This window comes from Polaribacter sp. BM10 (assembly GCF_002005425.1).
Taxonomy (GTDB): Bacteria; Bacteroidota; Bacteroidia; order Flavobacteriales; family Flavobacteriaceae; genus Polaribacter; species Polaribacter marinaquae.
This window is the reverse complement of the sequence record NZ_CP019704.1, coordinates 756215-772197: the sequence shown is the minus strand read 5'-3', so window position 1 is coordinate 772197 and position 15983 is coordinate 756215. Positions and strand designations below refer to the sequence as shown.

Genomic DNA, 15983 nt, shown 5'->3' with positions numbered 1-15983 from the left:
GTTATACGGTGTTGGCATGGTGTTTTTATTCAGTCAACTTATAATTTCGTCCAGTTTTAAATCCGCTGTATACTATCAATCCAACTATTATTATTTGTAATGAATATAGAACTGTTGAAACATTGTCAAATATTTTGTTAGTTACAGTAAGATTATATTCTGTAGTCTCTGTTACTCCGATATAAGAATTGACAAATGAAATCATTCCAGTAAGAATCCAAATACTCAATACTCCACTAATAACAAAAATCATATTAGCAGTTAAGTTTTTAAAATTCTGTTTTAACATTCGTATAAGATAAACGCTAAAAAAAATCAGAATGGATAATGGCAGAATAAAATGAATATTCGCAATTACAAAATAAGTGTCGTGAACATTTATGTCAGTTACAGATTCAGATTTGAATCCGTCAACACCAAATAGAGAAAAATTTATAATCAGCACAAAAATTGCTGTTCCAATAAGCCAAAATATTTCTTTGCGTTTCAATTCAGTCGTTAGTTTTTAAGTTAGTTGCTCAATATTATGCACAACGTTTAGTATGAGAATAGTAAGAGATTAAAACGCACTTACTTTTCGGTTTAGCACTTAGCCAAATTTACAATTTTACCACTATTTTACTTTTAACCGTCAAATTGTAAATTTGGCGGACTTTGTTAATATGCACTAGTCTTTGATTAAGCATTAAAACCCTTATTATTTTTATACATTGTTGTGCGTTCGTTTTTATTTTCCAGTCATTATATCGTATTCTTTCGGTATTTCAACTCCATTAAATTCGTTTGTCAGTCCGTAGAATATTACTAAAGTCAGTATTATTCCAATAATCAGAATAATGTAGGATTGTATATTCGGCTCAATTCCAATTATTTTATTTTTCATTTTTTTTGAGTGAACAGCAGAAATATGCCCAAAAAATGAGATTATAGCAAGTCCATAATATGGTATAAAAAATAAGTTCAAGGGAAATGTATTTAGTCCGGCAACTCCAAAATAAAAATTAGTGTCTAAATTCAAAATTAGTCTTCCAGATAAAACTGCACTTAAATGAATAAAAAAGAAAATCGCAAGATAAAGTCCAGTCCAAATTTGTAATTTTTCAAAGAAATCAGTAACATTTTTTCGTTTTTTAAAGAATAATTTGATTCCCGAAAAAACCTGTATTATAACAGCAAAAAGTAATATGGTTTCTGCGATTATGTTTCTATAAACAACTCTTAAGTCATTCATCATTTCAATATGAGCATCTGCTCCCAAAATACTATATAAATGATTAAACAAATGTAATCCCACGAAAAAGGAAATTAGGACTCCTGAGAAATAATGTATACGTTTCATTTTTTTTTTACAAAAATCAACTTAAAAATTAAGCTGTCATTTGATTTATATCAAATTCGGTTTTTAAAATTTCGGATTCTACTTAATGTTTCAAGCGTAATTCCAATATATGAAGCTATATGTGTTAATGGAATTCTTTGAGTAATATCAGGTCGAATGGATAAAATATTATCATATTTCTGTTCTGCCGAATGAAATTGCATAGATGAAATTCTTTCCTGTTGTCGTAACATTGTTTTTGTCACAACAATTTTACTTAAACGTTCAAAATCAGTGTGCTCATCAGATAGTTTTTCTACATCTATTTTCGATATTTCTAATATTATGGAATCCTCCAGCAGTTCTATAAAATGTGGGCTTGGGATATTGAGAAAAAAACTATTTATAGAACTAATAAAATCGTTATCGAAAGCAAACCAATCAGAAATGTCTTTTCCATCTTTTAAATAGTACGCTCTTGCGCAACCATTAAAGATGAAAAATGTTTTATCAGAATATTGTCCTTCTCTGACAAGTATTTCGCCTTTTGGTAGAACTAAAAATTTAGAATTATTTGATAATTTCTGTTGACATTCAAAAGACAATTTTGAATATGTTTCACTAATTCGATTTATTATTTCTTCTTTATTTACTCTCATTTTGTAATGACGCACAACGTCTCGGCTATGGCAAGTAGGGCAGGCAAGGAAACTTTTCGTTTCCGTCTGGTCTGCTAGCCAGAGCTTTTTGTTTTGTAATTATTTTTATTTTTAATTGCCAAATCCAAAAGATTTGGCGGACTTCGTAAATAAACCCAAGCCATTAAATTTAACTCTTTTCGCCCTATTTGCTATAGGCATTGTTGTGCTTAGTGCTTTTTCCATCTTGTTATATCTCGGATATTAATTTCTTAAAATTCCAAACAGTTGCAAATTCATCATTCAAATTAGCAAGAGTTGTCAAATGAATAGTTTCCGAATCATACTTTTCTCCATTAATACCAATTCTGTCAAATGTAGCAGTCGCATCAGAAATTAGATAGGTTTCGTATCCGAAATTACCAGCCATTCGTGTTGTTGTAGATACACAATGATTTGTTGTTATTCCCACAATAACAAGAGTGTTAATGCTTAATTTGTCCAGTTGCTCTTTTAAGTCAGTTCCAATAAATGCACTATTAACTTCTTTTGTAATAATTGGCTCTTCTGCCCAAGGTGTTACATTTTCATTGAATTCAAATCCCTTATTGGTTGGGTTTAATTTGGATTTTAGATTCGTTGAGCTATGTCTAATGTGAAATATAGGTAAATCTAATTCTCTCCATTTGTTCAAAATTTTACCGCAAACAATCTCAGCATTCTTATTGTTTCTATTTCCTCCCCAATATTCTTCGTCCATAAACGCTTTTTGTACATCGACTAATATTAGTGCAGGATTATTATTTCTTAATTTCATTATTTGGTTTTTTGCATTAAGCACAACTGGTTATATAAAATCAAATATATTTCATTTTGATTTTATTTACTTGTATAACAGCACTTTTTTATTTGTAAAAATAAAATATCTTTTAGTAATCAAGTAGAAACAGTAATTTTCTTTGGTAATAACATTAACTAAATAATGCTGAAGTCTTAAGAAAGTTATTTCTACTTAATAGTTTATTAAAGTTCTGTTGATGTTAGGTTCTTCTTTAATTTATGGTAGAATTATTTATGTATATAAAAGTTACCTGTTTGTATGTGAAGATACTTATAAGTAGAGGATAATGTTGTTGAATAAGCTTTGTTGCGTTGGTTTAAAGTAAATTTAGCAAATACAAACCGAATAGAAAATCTGCGAGGACTTTCGCAAGTAGGCTTATACTAGCAATTTTGGTTATAGGGTGTTGGCATGGTGTTTTTATTCAGTCAGCTTATAATTTCGTCCAGTTTTAAATCCGCTGTATACTATCAATCCAACTATTATTATTTGTAATAAATATAGAACTGTTGAAACATTGTCAAATATTTTGTTAGTTACAAGAAGATTATAATCTGTAGTCTCTGTTACTCCGATATAAGAATTGACAAATGAAATCATTCCAGTAAGAATCCAAATACTCAATACTCCACTAATAACAAAAATCATATTAGCAGTTAAGTTTTTAAAATTCTGTTTTAACATTCGTATAAGATAAACGCTAAAAAAAATCAGAATGGATAATGGCAGAATAAAATGAATATTCGCAATTACAAAATAAGTGTCGTGAACATTTATGTCAGTTACAGATTCAGATTTGAATCCGTCAACACCAAATAGAGAAAAATTTATAATCAGCACAAAAGTTGCTGTTCCAATAAGCCAAAATATTTCTTTGCGTTTCAATTCAGTCGTTAGTTTTTAAGTTAGTTCTCAATATTATGCACAACGTTGTTGTATAAGCTTTGTTGCTTGGTTTAAGCAATGAATTTACTAAATAAAACACGAACGGCGAAATTCCGAAGGAATTTCCCAAGTGAGCAAAAACCAGCAATAAAGTTTATACGGTGTTAGGTGCAGGCATTTATTCTTTCTAATATGGAAATCCAACTTTGTCAACTAGTTTAAATTTCCATTTATTCTTTTCATTATTCCAACCTTTTGTTTGTCTTCTTAATTGAGCAATTTCATTGTTATATTTTTTTAAAATTACTGGTTTTTCTTCTCTGAACTTTTTGTAATTGCCTTCAGCTTTTAATTTTTCAATAAACTGCCAAATTTTAATCTTATCTTCAATTCCTTCTCTTTCCTTTTGTTTTCTCCATTCCCATTCAACTCCATTTTTTATTAGAAGTTTTCCTAACATATCTACTTTTTCTGAACTTAGCAAGTCATTTCTACCTTCTCTATCTTGTTTTGTTTTGAATGACATTTGGTCACTAAGCCAATGTCCAATGTATGTTTTTTGTGAAGGAACGGTTTTATAATTTATTTTGATGTTATAATACTTTTCTAGTTCTTTCAAAGTATCTTTCCATTCATCATCTTTGGCACGTCTATACATTTCACTGTCATATTCCCAAATAAAATTTATGGATTTCATCCTCTTTTCTTCGTGAGTAGTAAGTAATGGACCATAGTTTTTATTTCCTTTTCTTCTTTGCTTTTGCCAAGCACACCATCTGCCAACTTCGTAATAAGGATGATATTTATTTTTGAATTGTGGTACATAAGTGTAATCAGTATCAGGACTTACTTTGTTTTTATATTCTACCACTTTATTAAAGTTTTTTTCCCATTCGATTGCTCTTTTATTTTCTCTTCCAATACCATCGAAAGGAAATTCTGCTTCTAGTAATTTTTCAAAATATTCAAAAGGTAGTGAGTTTGTATCTTGGTTGTATAAAGCGTGCATTTTTTGATACCATCTGAATAACTCTTTATCTTGTTCACTTTTAACGTTTTTGCTTACTATACCATCAGGTCGTTTTTCTTTTTTATATAAAATATACCTTGCTAATAGTCTGTCAAAATTTTCTTTATCATTATCTGTAAACTTTTTGTCATAATCATATGTCTTTTTAGTTTCGTTATTTTCATCAACATCATCCTCTTCATCTTCATCCTCATCTTCCTCTCCATTAGAGAGTAAACCTCGTTTTTTTAAAATTTCTAAATATTCTTTTGAGAGTAATTTTATATGAGGTGAAGAAAGGTCTAAGAGACTGGAATAATAGTCTTTAATTTCATTAAGTGTATTTAAATCATCTAATTCAAGGTCTAATTGTATTGATGCTTCTACATTTAAATTAATTGCTCGATTTGTAAGATTTGAAGAACCAATGATTATTCTAGAAAATTCTTTACCCTCAAATAAGAATAATTTTGGATGATAAATTTTCTCGGGAATAGATTCATCATAATAAATATATGTTTCAATATTTTCATTTAATAAAAACTCAAGTGCTTCTGCACTAGTGATATTACCATTAATTCCAATAAAGAATTTGATTTCTTCGAAATTTGATTTTGCTATTTTAAGTTTTGACTTTAAGGGTTTAATTCCAGAAAGAGTTGCAAAAGCAACAAATCCATAAAATTTTTTATAATTATTGCTTTCAAAAGATTCAGCGAGTTGTTTTCTGACATTATTTTTTTTATCAGAATTAAGTCCGTGTCCTAAGAAAGTTGTTTTCATTTACTGTCGTTTCGTTTTTGCTTGCACCTAACTCGTTATATAAAATCAAATATATTGCATTTAGATTTTATTTACTTGTATAACAGCACTTTTTTATTACTTAAACTAAATATCATGTAGTTATCAAGTAGAAACAGTAATCTATTTTGGCTATATCATTAACTAAATAATGCTGAAATCTTAAGAAGTTATTTCTACTTAATAGTCTATTAAAGTTCTGTTGACGTTAGGTTCTTCTTTTAAATTTGTGGTAATAACGTTTATGTATATAAAAGTTACTTGTTTGTATGATAAGATAATTTTAAGTAGGGAAGAACGTGTTTGTGTTATGAAAAGTTGCGTTTTAAATGTTCGGCTATTTTCCGAAGGAAAATTGAAGAACTTTAAAAAAGCAACAACTTTTGTTTAAGTTAAAAATAAGCAATTTTTTATACACGGTGTTGTAGTGCGTTTTTTATTCTCCAAGAGCTATTAAAATTCTATAAAACTCCTCTCCATTTTTGAAACTAAAGTATCCATCTTGTCCACCAAGTTTGTCTATTATAAATGTGTATTTAATTCTTTCTACTTTTTCTTTGTTTCTCTTGTCAATTATTTCGGCTTTTCCAGCTTTTAATAATTCCAAAAATTTTAATTCATATTCTGCAAATATTAATTTTCCTTTCCAATCTTTTTCAAGAAAAATTAAGTCTGATTTTAACGAATTTAATTCGTCAATTTTGTTTTCAACATTTTGGTCATAAAATTTCGCTAAATCATTTTGGAAAAGCATAATCAATTCGTTTTTGTCAAATACAATTAGTGCTTTTTCATTTTCAGTTCCGACTTTCACAGACTTATTATCAATTCTGTTCAGGTTTATGTTTTTATTTTTCGTTCGAGTAATAAATGAACTGGAACAGCTTGTAATTCCAAATATTAAAGTTAGCAAAAATGTTCCAATTTTTCTGTTCATTACGTTTTTCTCAAATGCACTACAACTCGTTATATAATATCAAATATATTGCATTTAGATTTTATTTACTGGTATAACAGCACTTTTTTATTATTTAAACTAAATATCATTTAGTTATCAAATAGAAACAGCATTTTTCTTAAGCAATATCATTAACTAAATAATGCTGAAATCTTAAGAAGTTATTTCTACTTAATAGTCTATTAAAGTTCTGTTGAAGTTAGGTTCTTCTTTTTAATTTGTGGTAATAACGTTTATATATATAAGTTACCTGTTTGTATGTGAAGATAATTGAAAGTAGGGGATAACGTGTTTGTACAAGATTTAGTTGCGTTTGTTTAGCAATAAAGTTACTAAATAATTACTGACAAAGAAAATCCGCGAGGATTTTCGTAAGTAGGCTTTTACCAGCATTTTTTTTACACGGTGTTGGCAACTGGCTTTTTTTATTCAAAGTAAATTCCGCTTTCTAATTGATAAATATTTTTTCCATTTACCTGATTAAAATAATAAATTCGTTCATTTAACTTCTTATAATCAGTTATTTTATGATTGTGAATATTAATTTTTACTATTCTTCTATTTCCCATATCTGAAACATAAATAAAATCATTTATTGCAGTTACATATTCAGGATGGTCAAAAATTGTGGGTTCTAATTCCTTTCCAGATATTGAGAAGATTTCTCTCTCTGTTTCAATATTAAATTTTCCAACGAAATGTTCAACTGGAACAGCTATCCATAAATTTTCATTTTTATCTATTGCCATTCCATATATTCCCATTCTGTGTGGTGACCTTATTTTTTCAAATTTCTTAACTATTTCTCCATTTTTCTTATGAAGTCTCATTTCGTCTTCTTGGTAAAAAGTAGTAATAAAATTTTCGTTTTTCAATTTAATAAATTCGTCAAATGGTTGTTTCCAAAATTGATTTTCTTTTCCGTATTTTTTTTCTAAATAATATTCTTTTGTAATTTCAGTTATTTCAATAAAATTATATTTGTAAAAGTTTTCCCCTGTACTATAAAACACAAAATTTTCTCTTTCAAAAATTCCATAACCATCTTTACTTATCAATTCCACTCTGTTTCTTTTCCTATTTCTGTTAATTTACTATAAACTGCCATTAACCCAAAAGTGCCAATCATACCATAATCTCTAATTTTTTTTGTGCTATTGTCATTAAATCTAATAGTCAAGTAGCTAGTTTGGTCATCTGTCCAAGCAACAGAATAGTTGTCTTTTAGTTTTTTAACTTCAATATATTCAAGTAATTCTTGTATCTCATTGAATAAGTTAACTGGGATTTTATTTTCAGATTTTCCTTTGTGTTTTATATAGGCTTGTACATTAAATTCGGCATTTCCTTTATAATTTATTTTTAAGTTAAAAACAGGACAACTTCCATAGCAACCACTTGTTTGAAATTCAATTTCTTTGATTCTATATTTTGTGGGGTTTTTATTAAGCTCTACAAATTCTTGAAACTTAAAAACTAATGTGTCTTTTATTATTAATTCTTCGTACTCCATCAAACCTATTTCCTCTTGTTTCTTTATATATGTTTTTAAATAATTTAAATCATCTTTTTTGATTGGTTTAAATAATTCGCAATTACCAAAAACATTTTTTGAAAGCCTGTAAGTTTTGAAGTTATTATTTCCTCTATCTACGATAGCGTAACTGTACAATGTCGTTCCCCAATATGCAGTTAAAATTAAATCGGTTTTTCCGTCATTTGTTATGTCGACTTTTTCCCAATTTTTCATTTCTAATAAGTCATAACCTTCTTTACAAGAAATTTTCGCTCGTATTTCTTCTGTTGATATTATTTTGAATTCAGACCATTTAAATTCTGTGAATTTTGGATATACTTTTTTCGCAAATTCTTCTACGTCTTTTGAGCTTTTCAAACTGTCAATTTGGTTAGCAGAAACAAAAGTTGAAGTAAAAATGAATATTATTAATAGTCCTTTTTTCATATTGTTGGCAACGTGTTTACATAAGGTTAGTGCGGTTTTGTGTGTGAGGATTTTTCCGCAGGAAAATCAGACGTAACAAAAGTGCATGGATTCTTGATTAAGCACTAAACTAAGCTTTATTTTTATACGGTGTTGTAAGTAGTTTTTAATTGATTTTTTCATATTTCAGTCCAGGTCCATCACAAGCCTCCCAAGAACTTAAAAAAATAGTTTCAGATTGAAGGTTCATAGTTTCTTTCCTATTTGATGTACATGACCCAATAATTTCACTTTCAGTGTCAAAGTTTAATTCTATTAAAGGCTCATTAGAATTATTAATAAAATTATAAGTTCCTGAAACTTCGGTTGTAATTCCATCTCTATCTCTTGATTTTAGGAATGTTCCGTTAGCGTTAAGCACATAGGTTTCTTGCCATTCCATTTCGGCACCAGAAGTTTCTGAATTTGGAATGCTACCAGTCATTTGTATAAGTTTCCAAATCCCAACTAATTCATTTTCAGTATAATTATCATCGTTATTATTACAAGAGAATAAAACTCCGATTATCATTAAAAATAAAATCTTGTTTTTCATAAATTAAAATTTTTAGTGTATCTATATTTAATAGATGAGTAAATTCCGAAATGGTTGCGTCAAATTACTTACAACGGTTTCGTATAAGATTAGTTGTGTGGTTTAAGCAACTAATTTAGCAAATAAATCACAAATAGAAAGTCCTCGCGGATTTTCAGAAGTAGGTGAGAACAAGCAATTACTTATAGCCATTGTTGGCGGTGGTTTTTAATATTCGGTGATTTTATCAACTTTAAGTTTTCTCATAGCTTCTCCTTCAACTAGTCTATAAGAAACTTGTCTTGTTCCTCCAGTTGATTCAGCATTTGTATCACCTTCTTTATATATTGGAAAGCGTTGACCTAAAGTATTTTCAACGAGCGAAAATTCATCATGGCCCATATATCCTTTATTTATCTCGCTGTTTTCTGATGTAGGTTGAAAATAGACCTCACTCATTGATTTCTTATTGTTAACGGAAAATGCGTACACCTTTCCGTAACTTCCACTTCCAATTGACCGAGTAAAAATAAAAAGTTCAGGTGAGCCATCAGAATTAAGGTCTTCAACTTCTGCGTTGATTACTTCTTCACCGTCAATGCTGAATGTCTCTTGGTATTCACGTTCATTTAATCCAAATGTGAAAATTGTTAGGGTGTTTTTGCCATCTTTTTCTATTGAAGAGACATTAAATCCAACGTCTTGTAAATTTAGTACGCTATTGAATTTTGTTTTGTCAATTTGATTTTGATCAATTGGTTCATTTATTTTCTTGTATGTTCCGGCAATACTTGCACCACCAGAGCAATAAAAATACAGTAAGCCTTCATCATCCTTATTTTCTGTAGTTATACTGATTTGGACATTGGTAAATTCAAACAAAATGGACTTCCCATCAATTTGGGATTGGTAAATTTTGTCATCTACTTTGTTAGCAACTGCATCAAATGTACAAGTAGGTTTTTTCTTGTCTGCTCGTGAGCGGACTGAAATATTCAATTGATCACTTTCTGCTTCCGTAACCGATATGGCTATCCAATCATAGCCTTCACTTCTCTTCGAATAATCGTCAGAAACGTAGCTGCCTAATATCTTTAACTCTTCAGTAAATTCTGTTTTTGAAACTTCTTCAATCTTTTTTGTTTCATTTTTACAGCTGATAGTCAAAAAAAGAACCATCAAAATTGCATAAAAATTATTATTCATATTTTCTGGTATTAGTTATTATGTTCATTATCGCCAACGTGTTTGTGTATGATTAGTTGCGTGTTTAAGCAACTAATTTAGCAAATAAATACCGAATAGAATATTCCGCAGGAATATTCGTAAGTAGGCTAGAAACAAGTAATTAATTATACACGTTGTTACCTGCAGGCTTTATCTTTTCACTACTAATTTGTGAGTTGTTTTAATATTCGATGTTTCTATAGAAATAAAATATACACTACCATTAATTAGTTTAGTAATGTCCTTTTCATAAAAATTACTCCCAATTGATAAATTAGATAATATAACTTTGTCAATAATTTTCCCGTTTAAATCGTGTATAATTAATTTTACATCTTCAACTTCATTCAAATTAAATGCAACCTTTAATCTGCCATCATTTGGATTAGGATATATTTTTAAATTTAAGTTATTTGTACTTGATTCATTTAAGTCATCAACAGATAAACTTGTAGGTTTCTTTATTAAAACCTTAAAAATTTGATTATTTGCACTACTTTGTGTACCATCATTAATAAAGAAAATATTAGGTTGTGTACTACTTATACCTCCATAAATATAACCAATCAAAGTTTCTTCAGTTGTTAGATAATCTAATTTGAAAACTTCATTATTAAAATGTGGAAAATCTAAATTTGGAATAAATTCTGCTCCTGCTCCTAAAAGTGAGGGCATCTCAATAGGTAATTTATATTCAGCCATATTTCCAGAACTAACTCTAGTAACTCTAGCAATAGTATTTACAAAAGGAACATTATCGTCTTGAACTAAAGTTCCTGAATTATCATAAAACTGAGCAATGCCTCCAAAGAAAACAGTATGCATTTCATTATCTTGTTCAGAATATATTGGTAAAACAGGACAATGGTAATGATTGTAATATTGTTGAAAGGTATTATTTACAGTGTAATTATTACTATCAACAGTTACAGAGTTTAAGAAAGGTAAATTTACTGTTTGTTGAAAAACACCTGAAAACATTGTTATTCCTTCATCTCCATTTGGCAAAATTTGTTGTTCTGCATTGTAATCTCTACGATGTAAATTATTACTATCAGTATGAGGTGTTAGATGTGTTATTGTAATGGTTGTACCATTATCTGAAAGATTAAATTTTCTAATCGCATCTGTATATTCTTGTATAAATCCTGATCCGTTATTTGGTCCCATAGGATTGTATCTTCCAATGAATTTTTGTCCACCTAGTAAGTAATATGTGTTATTTATTTTTTTTAATCTACCACCAGTTACTTGAAATTGTGTGTCTGTAATTTGTCTGAAAAAAGTAGATATTGTAGTGCTATTTATAATACCATTTATAACATCAGATACTTTAATTGCAGTTAGTTTATCAAATGTTGTATGGTCATTTTCAGTTGGGCTAAATCCATAACCACCTATACAATATAAATAATCTCCTTCTTGATAAAATTCCATATTTGTAGAACTTAATTGCTCTTGAATTGAAGTAGGTAATGTAGTTAAAGGTGCACTCCATTTTTGAAGAGAAATTGGGTCAACAACAAGTAATTGATTATTGTGTCCAGCTACGTCAAAAGATGCCCAAGGTTGTCTTCTATGAAGTCCGTCAAGCCTGCCACCAACGATAAGCCACTTTCCATTTGCTTGTCCAAATGCATAGGATTGAATACCACCTAAACCAGATATATTAATAGGTTCAATACTAATCTCAAAAGGTGCTGTTTGAGAAAAAACAGTAGTAAAGGTTAGTATGAATAATGTTGATAAGATTAAGTTTTTAAAAAATAACATTTTATAGAATATAAGTTAGATTTCAAATTTAGAAATAAACTTTATGGTATACTGTAACATTGGTTACCTAGGTTTAATGTGAATTGTAAATTTGGTGTCAAGGTTGTTTTTCAGCTTGCAGATAACGGGTTAGTATATAAAAAATAGTGGGTTTTCGTACAATATTTTTCGATTTATAACTGATTTTATTTTATTATCTACCTTCTGTTTAAGTACTAAAACCGCTATTTTTTATATACCCTGTTAGCAAAAGTTTTTATTTTTATAATATACAATCCACTTGATAAATCTGATAAATCAATAGAGTTGTTCCCTATCACACTAAAATTTTGGAATTCTTGACCTAACAAGTTAGTTATTTTTACATCCGATTGTTCAAAGGTGTTTCCTTGAATGTAAATTATATTATGTACAGGATTAGGATACATTGAAAAACCTGAGAGATTATGTTCTGATAAACTTAGTGTAGAGTCAATATATTCTACACTACCAATATCAGGTGAACCATCTCTTTTTACTTCAAAAAAATCGGCTAGTGGAGCTACAGATAGATTTGCATTATTAATTGCTGGAGAAGTCGATTGTAAATTAAAATCGAAGTTTATAGGGTCAACGAAAAGCGGATCTGTTTTTTGTGTATTTACCTGCACCGCTACAATATTTGCATCTTCATTTATAGTTCCAGTATTTCCGTTTAAATCTGTACCATAAATAATATTATTCTCAACTACTAAGCCATCTGATGAAGATAAGTTTGAAGATATAGCTGACTTACTCAATCCTTTATCTATAATAGAAATATTATTGATGATTTTAATATCAGAGCCACCTTGGGCGCTTATACCAATATTTCCGCCATTGGAAGATGTTACACCCTCTGTTATTGATTTTGTAAATGAGTTAAAGTAAGAAGTATTATTTATAAAATCAATTCTGTTTCCATCGTTACTATGCACACCACTAAAACCGTTAAAATAGCAAATGTTATTCTCAACTAATATTCTCCCGTTTTCCCAATTTATGTTTATTGAACCATCAGTATTATAAGTCGTTTGGTTTCTTTGAAGTGAAATTCCCTTACCTTCGTCAATATGCGGTGTTATAACTGTTTTAGTAGGTGCCCAAGAATATTGTTCATTGTAGTTATGATGTATTTTATTTCGCTGTATTTTGATTCTATAGTCATCAGTTGTTCTTGTACTTGTGGCTTTTGTTACTACTAAGGCGTGAGTGCCAGAATATGATTTTCTGGAACAAGCGTAAATTTCATTTCCAATAATATTTATGTCCTCACAATCAGCTACTCTTAACCCAGTACCTGGTGTATCGTGGATTGTATTGTTCAGAATATCTATATGATGAACGTTGCTTAAAAATACTCCTCTCGTATCTATATAACTCGGTCTGCTTACATTCATATTTGAAATATCAGTATATATTTCTCCATTAACAACAGCTCCAGCCGTACAATTGCTTATACAATCTTGATCTCGGTATAGAATTTCTGAAGCTGTAGGGTCGTTAGGGTCTATCGTATTATCTACATCTATATAAACAAACTGTAAAGCATTTGCTGTTGATAAAGGAATATTGGGTACTTCTCCTTCAATATTAAAATCTTCAATTCGAAGATAAGAACTGTTGGTAATTCTTAAGATATTGTCTCCATCACCTTTTAAAATAGTATTATTATCAAAGGCTTTAATTGTTATGTAGCCTGTAGCCGTACCATTTAAATTATTTATTCGTATTGAATTCTCTTTATGCCATAAGTGAGGATCGTGATTGTTTGTAAAACTAAATGAAGAATTATAACTACTATTTGTGTAAACTCCGATGATTAAAATAGTATCACCCGGTAAAACTACACTTGTAGCATGATTTATGGATTTAAAAGCAGTTGAAGTCGTAATTCCATTATTAGCATTATTTCCATTAATTTGATCTACATAATAAGTAGTCTGTGCATTTAAGAAAAAGCTACATAAAATGGAAAGATAAATTAATATTGTTTTCTTCATTTTCTTCTAATTTTTGCTAACGTATTTATATATCGTTTGTTGCGTGGTTTAAGCACCTAATTTAGCAAATAAAAACCGAATAGAAAATCCGCGAGGATTTTCAGAAGTAAGCAAAAAGTAAGCAATTAATTTTGTACGGTGTTGTGTGTAGTTTTTATTATTTTATTCAGGTTAATTAGTTTATTCCACTAATTTCAGAAATTCACTCGGAACGTCCAATAATTCTTGATAACACCAACTATTAGGGCAATCATCATTTAATTCTGAATGTTCAGCAATTCTAATTTTTATCAATCCATTACCTTGCTCAGTTCCTGTATAATTTTCTCCGATTTTAAAAGTTCGTTCAGATATTCCAACTACACCACCAACGGTTACAGTAGTTGAATATTCAGTTATAAATTCATATCTATTATTTTCAATTTCATCGTCTGAACTACAAGAGAATATTCCAAAAATTATTACCAGAATATAAATCAGTTTTTTCATAATTATATTTTTTAATTAGATGCTCAAATTCCCATTTAGTTGCGTTAAATTACACACAACGGTCTCGGCTATGAGTAGTTGCGTGGTTTAGCAACTAATTTAGCAAATAAATCACAAATAGAAAGTCCGTGAAAACTTTTGTAAGTAAGCTATAACTAGCAATGAATTATACACATTGTTGTACGCTGGCTTTTATCTTAAAAATTTAAATTTGGGATTGTAAATTATATTATTTCCATTACTAATTCTTAATGTATTTAGTAATATGAAAATTAAATTGATAAAGTACATAACTCCAATAATTATGAAAATTCTGCTTAGAGTAAAACTTTCTAATATTCCAATTTTTGAAAAGAGAAACCATAAAAAAGGAATAAAAAACAAAAGTAAAGTCCAAGTAATCTCAAAATTGATTAGATCTTTTCCTAATTTATTGATGTTTTTAATTTTCCCTTTTCTTGATGTCCATAATATGAATGGTATTAAAATTCCAAGTAGAGGGAAGAACAGAAAAGTTAGAGCAGAGAGATTTAGAAATGTCAAATATTTTTTGTCTTCTTTTATGGACCAATCAATTAATTCATCTGGATTTACATTTAATGCATTTGATAATCGCTTGAGTGATTCACCAGTTGGATTTGTTTCTCCATTTTCTATTCGTTGAACAGTCCTTAAACTCAATCCTGATTCTTCAGCTAGAAATTCTTGAGACATGCCTTTTTGTTTTCTTAATTCTTTTATTCTTAGTCCTAAGAGATTCTTATTCATTTTCTATAGTATTAGTTTTTCGTATTGCACCTTTTCTGGTTCTCATAATTGCAAGTGTTATTGAGCCTAATAAAAACCCAGGTATAATTTGTACCAGAGATCCATAACCTACATGATTTAATAGAGCTTGTCCAAAATTATTAAAATATAATCCATAATGAGTACCTATTTCCCAGTTAGTGTCAATCCACCAAAGTAAAGCTACAGGAAACCTTGAAATAGGCGAATAAATTAGCAAACTTAAAAATAGTAAAAGACAGGCGTGTTTTTCATTATATAACTTTATTCCCCAATAAATTGCAAAACCCAATGTCAGCCAAAGTAATCCAATAATGAAAATTGCATTATCAGGTAATCCTAAAAGTTCAAGTGAAAAGCGAATTGGTGTTAAAATTAGCGCAATTATTATTGGAGTTTTCGCGAGTTCAAGAGCACGATGAACTGTTGATTTTTGTTTGATGTTTAATTCTGTTTCCATTAGTATAACTATGATTGAATGTTTGAAACAAATGTAAAACAGGAGCGTGGACATTGATGTCGTCATGTTTATGACATTATTACGTCATCCATGTTCAATGTGAAAAGAATTAATAAACCAGAGCTTGTTTTTCAGCTTGCGTACAACTCGTTATATAACATCAAATATATTGCATTTAGATTTTATTTACTTCTATAACAGCACTTTTTTATTGCTTAAACTGCATATCAGATAGTTATCAAATAGAAACAGCAATCTACT

16 protein-coding genes are annotated in these 15983 nt (G+C 29.1%); all 16 read right to left on the bottom strand.

All coding sequences use genetic code 11. From position 1 onward, the window contains the following. Positions 1-25: 25 nt before the first annotated feature. The 16 genes from BXQ17_RS03320 to BXQ17_RS03245 all read right to left on the bottom strand — a co-directional run bounded on the left by BXQ17_RS03320 (position 26) and on the right by BXQ17_RS03245 (position 15722). Positions 26-490, bottom strand: a complete 465-nt coding sequence (locus tag BXQ17_RS03320) for a hypothetical protein (RefSeq protein WP_077809275.1) — start codon at positions 488-490, stop codon at positions 26-28. Positions 491-727: 237 nt separating this feature from the next. Then, the gene (locus BXQ17_RS03315) at positions 728-1339 is read right to left on the bottom strand and encodes a hypothetical protein (RefSeq protein WP_077809274.1); all 612 of its coding nucleotides are present in this window, start codon (positions 1337-1339) and stop codon (positions 728-730) included. Between the two features lie 50 nt (positions 1340-1389). Then, entirely contained in the window at positions 1390-1977 is a 588-nt protein-coding gene (locus BXQ17_RS03310) for a Crp/Fnr family transcriptional regulator (protein ID WP_077809273.1), read from the bottom strand. A 229-nt stretch (positions 1978-2206) separates the two neighbouring features. Then, positions 2207-2773, bottom strand: a complete 567-nt coding sequence (locus BXQ17_RS03305; protein WP_077809272.1) for a cysteine hydrolase family protein — start codon at positions 2771-2773, stop codon at positions 2207-2209. 444 nt (positions 2774-3217) lie between these two features. Further along, positions 3218-3682: a hypothetical protein gene (locus BXQ17_RS03300; RefSeq protein WP_077809271.1), complete on the bottom strand. Its 465-nt coding sequence runs from the start codon at positions 3680-3682 to the stop codon at positions 3218-3220. A gap of 187 nt (positions 3683-3869) precedes the next feature. Next, on the bottom strand, positions 3870-5474 hold the full coding sequence (locus tag BXQ17_RS03295) for a phospholipase D-like domain-containing protein (protein ID WP_077809270.1): 1605 nt from the start codon (positions 5472-5474) through the stop codon (positions 3870-3872). A 454-nt stretch (positions 5475-5928) separates the two neighbouring features. After that, the gene (locus tag BXQ17_RS03290) at positions 5929-6429 is read right to left on the bottom strand and encodes a hypothetical protein (protein WP_077809269.1); all 501 of its coding nucleotides are present in this window, start codon (positions 6427-6429) and stop codon (positions 5929-5931) included. Between the two features lie 446 nt (positions 6430-6875). Beyond that, positions 6876-7508 (bottom strand): hypothetical protein, encoded by a 633-nt coding sequence (locus BXQ17_RS03285; protein WP_149025861.1) that lies wholly within the window; start codon positions 7506-7508, stop codon positions 6876-6878. Continuing rightward, entirely contained in the window at positions 7505-8413 is a 909-nt protein-coding gene (locus BXQ17_RS03280; protein ID WP_077809267.1) for a DUF6438 domain-containing protein, read from the bottom strand. Before BXQ17_RS03280 ends, BXQ17_RS03285 begins: the two co-directional genes overlap by 4 nt. A gap of 145 nt (positions 8414-8558) precedes the next feature. After that, positions 8559-8987: a hypothetical protein gene (locus BXQ17_RS03275; protein ID WP_077809266.1), complete on the bottom strand. Its 429-nt coding sequence runs from the start codon at positions 8985-8987 to the stop codon at positions 8559-8561. A 207-nt stretch (positions 8988-9194) separates the two neighbouring features. Continuing rightward, positions 9195-10172 (bottom strand): PliI family lysozyme inhibitor of I-type lysozyme, encoded by a 978-nt coding sequence (locus tag BXQ17_RS03270; RefSeq protein WP_077809265.1) that lies wholly within the window; start codon positions 10170-10172, stop codon positions 9195-9197. A gap of 171 nt (positions 10173-10343) precedes the next feature. Continuing rightward, a complete protein-coding gene (locus tag BXQ17_RS03265) occupies positions 10344-11966 on the bottom strand; it encodes a T9SS type A sorting domain-containing protein (RefSeq protein WP_077809264.1) in 1623 nt (540 codons plus the stop codon). A gap of 224 nt (positions 11967-12190) precedes the next feature. After that, complete coding sequence (locus tag BXQ17_RS03260) at positions 12191-13987, bottom strand: T9SS type A sorting domain-containing protein (protein ID WP_077809263.1); 1797 nt, start codon at positions 13985-13987, stop codon at positions 12191-12193. A 180-nt stretch (positions 13988-14167) separates the two neighbouring features. Further along, entirely contained in the window at positions 14168-14476 is a 309-nt protein-coding gene (locus tag BXQ17_RS03255; protein ID WP_077809262.1) for a hypothetical protein, read from the bottom strand. Between the two features lie 192 nt (positions 14477-14668). Continuing rightward, positions 14669-15244 carry a helix-turn-helix domain-containing protein gene (locus BXQ17_RS03250; protein ID WP_077809261.1) on the bottom strand — a complete coding sequence of 192 codons (576 nt, stop codon included), beginning with the start codon at positions 15242-15244 and terminating at the stop codon, positions 14669-14671. Continuing rightward, a complete protein-coding gene (locus BXQ17_RS03245; protein ID WP_077809260.1) occupies positions 15237-15722 on the bottom strand; it encodes a hypothetical protein in 486 nt (161 codons plus the stop codon). Before BXQ17_RS03245 ends, BXQ17_RS03250 begins: the two co-directional genes overlap by 8 nt. Positions 15723-15983 lie beyond the last annotated feature (261 nt).

What these genes read in the sequence shown, in the direction of transcription:
- BXQ17_RS03275 (WP_077809266.1), bottom strand. Translation starts at nt 8,987, where the DNA reads ATGAAAAACAAGATTTTATTTTTAATGATAATCGGAGTTTTATTCTCT.
- BXQ17_RS03260 (WP_077809263.1), bottom strand. Translation starts at nt 13,987, where the DNA reads ATGAAGAAAACAATATTAATTTATCTTTCCATTTTATGTAGCTTTTTC.
- BXQ17_RS03290 (WP_077809269.1), bottom strand. Translation starts at nt 6,429, where the DNA reads ATGAACAGAAAAATTGGAACATTTTTGCTAACTTTAATATTTGGAATT.
- BXQ17_RS03245 (WP_077809260.1), bottom strand. Translation starts at nt 15,722, where the DNA reads ATGGAAACAGAATTAAACATCAAACAAAAATCAACAGTTCATCGTGCT.
- BXQ17_RS03280 (WP_077809267.1), bottom strand. Translation starts at nt 8,413, where the DNA reads ATGAAAAAAGGACTATTAATAATATTCATTTTTACTTCAACTTTTGTT.
- BXQ17_RS03305 (WP_077809272.1), bottom strand. Translation starts at nt 2,773, where the DNA reads ATGAAATTAAGAAATAATAATCCTGCACTAATATTAGTCGATGTACAA.
- BXQ17_RS03295 (WP_077809270.1), bottom strand. Translation starts at nt 5,474, where the DNA reads ATGAAAACAACTTTCTTAGGACACGGACTTAATTCTGATAAAAAAAAT.
- BXQ17_RS03270 (WP_077809265.1), bottom strand. Translation starts at nt 10,172, where the DNA reads ATGAATAATAATTTTTATGCAATTTTGATGGTTCTTTTTTTGACTATC.
- BXQ17_RS03310 (WP_077809273.1), bottom strand. Translation starts at nt 1,977, where the DNA reads ATGAGAGTAAATAAAGAAGAAATAATAAATCGAATTAGTGAAACATAT.
- BXQ17_RS03315 (WP_077809274.1), bottom strand. Translation starts at nt 1,339, where the DNA reads ATGAAACGTATACATTATTTCTCAGGAGTCCTAATTTCCTTTTTCGTG.
- BXQ17_RS03255 (WP_077809262.1), bottom strand. Translation starts at nt 14,476, where the DNA reads ATGAAAAAACTGATTTATATTCTGGTAATAATTTTTGGAATATTCTCT.
- BXQ17_RS03250 (WP_077809261.1), bottom strand. Translation starts at nt 15,244, where the DNA reads ATGAATAAGAATCTCTTAGGACTAAGAATAAAAGAATTAAGAAAACAA.
- BXQ17_RS03265 (WP_077809264.1), bottom strand. Translation starts at nt 11,966, where the DNA reads ATGTTATTTTTTAAAAACTTAATCTTATCAACATTATTCATACTAACC.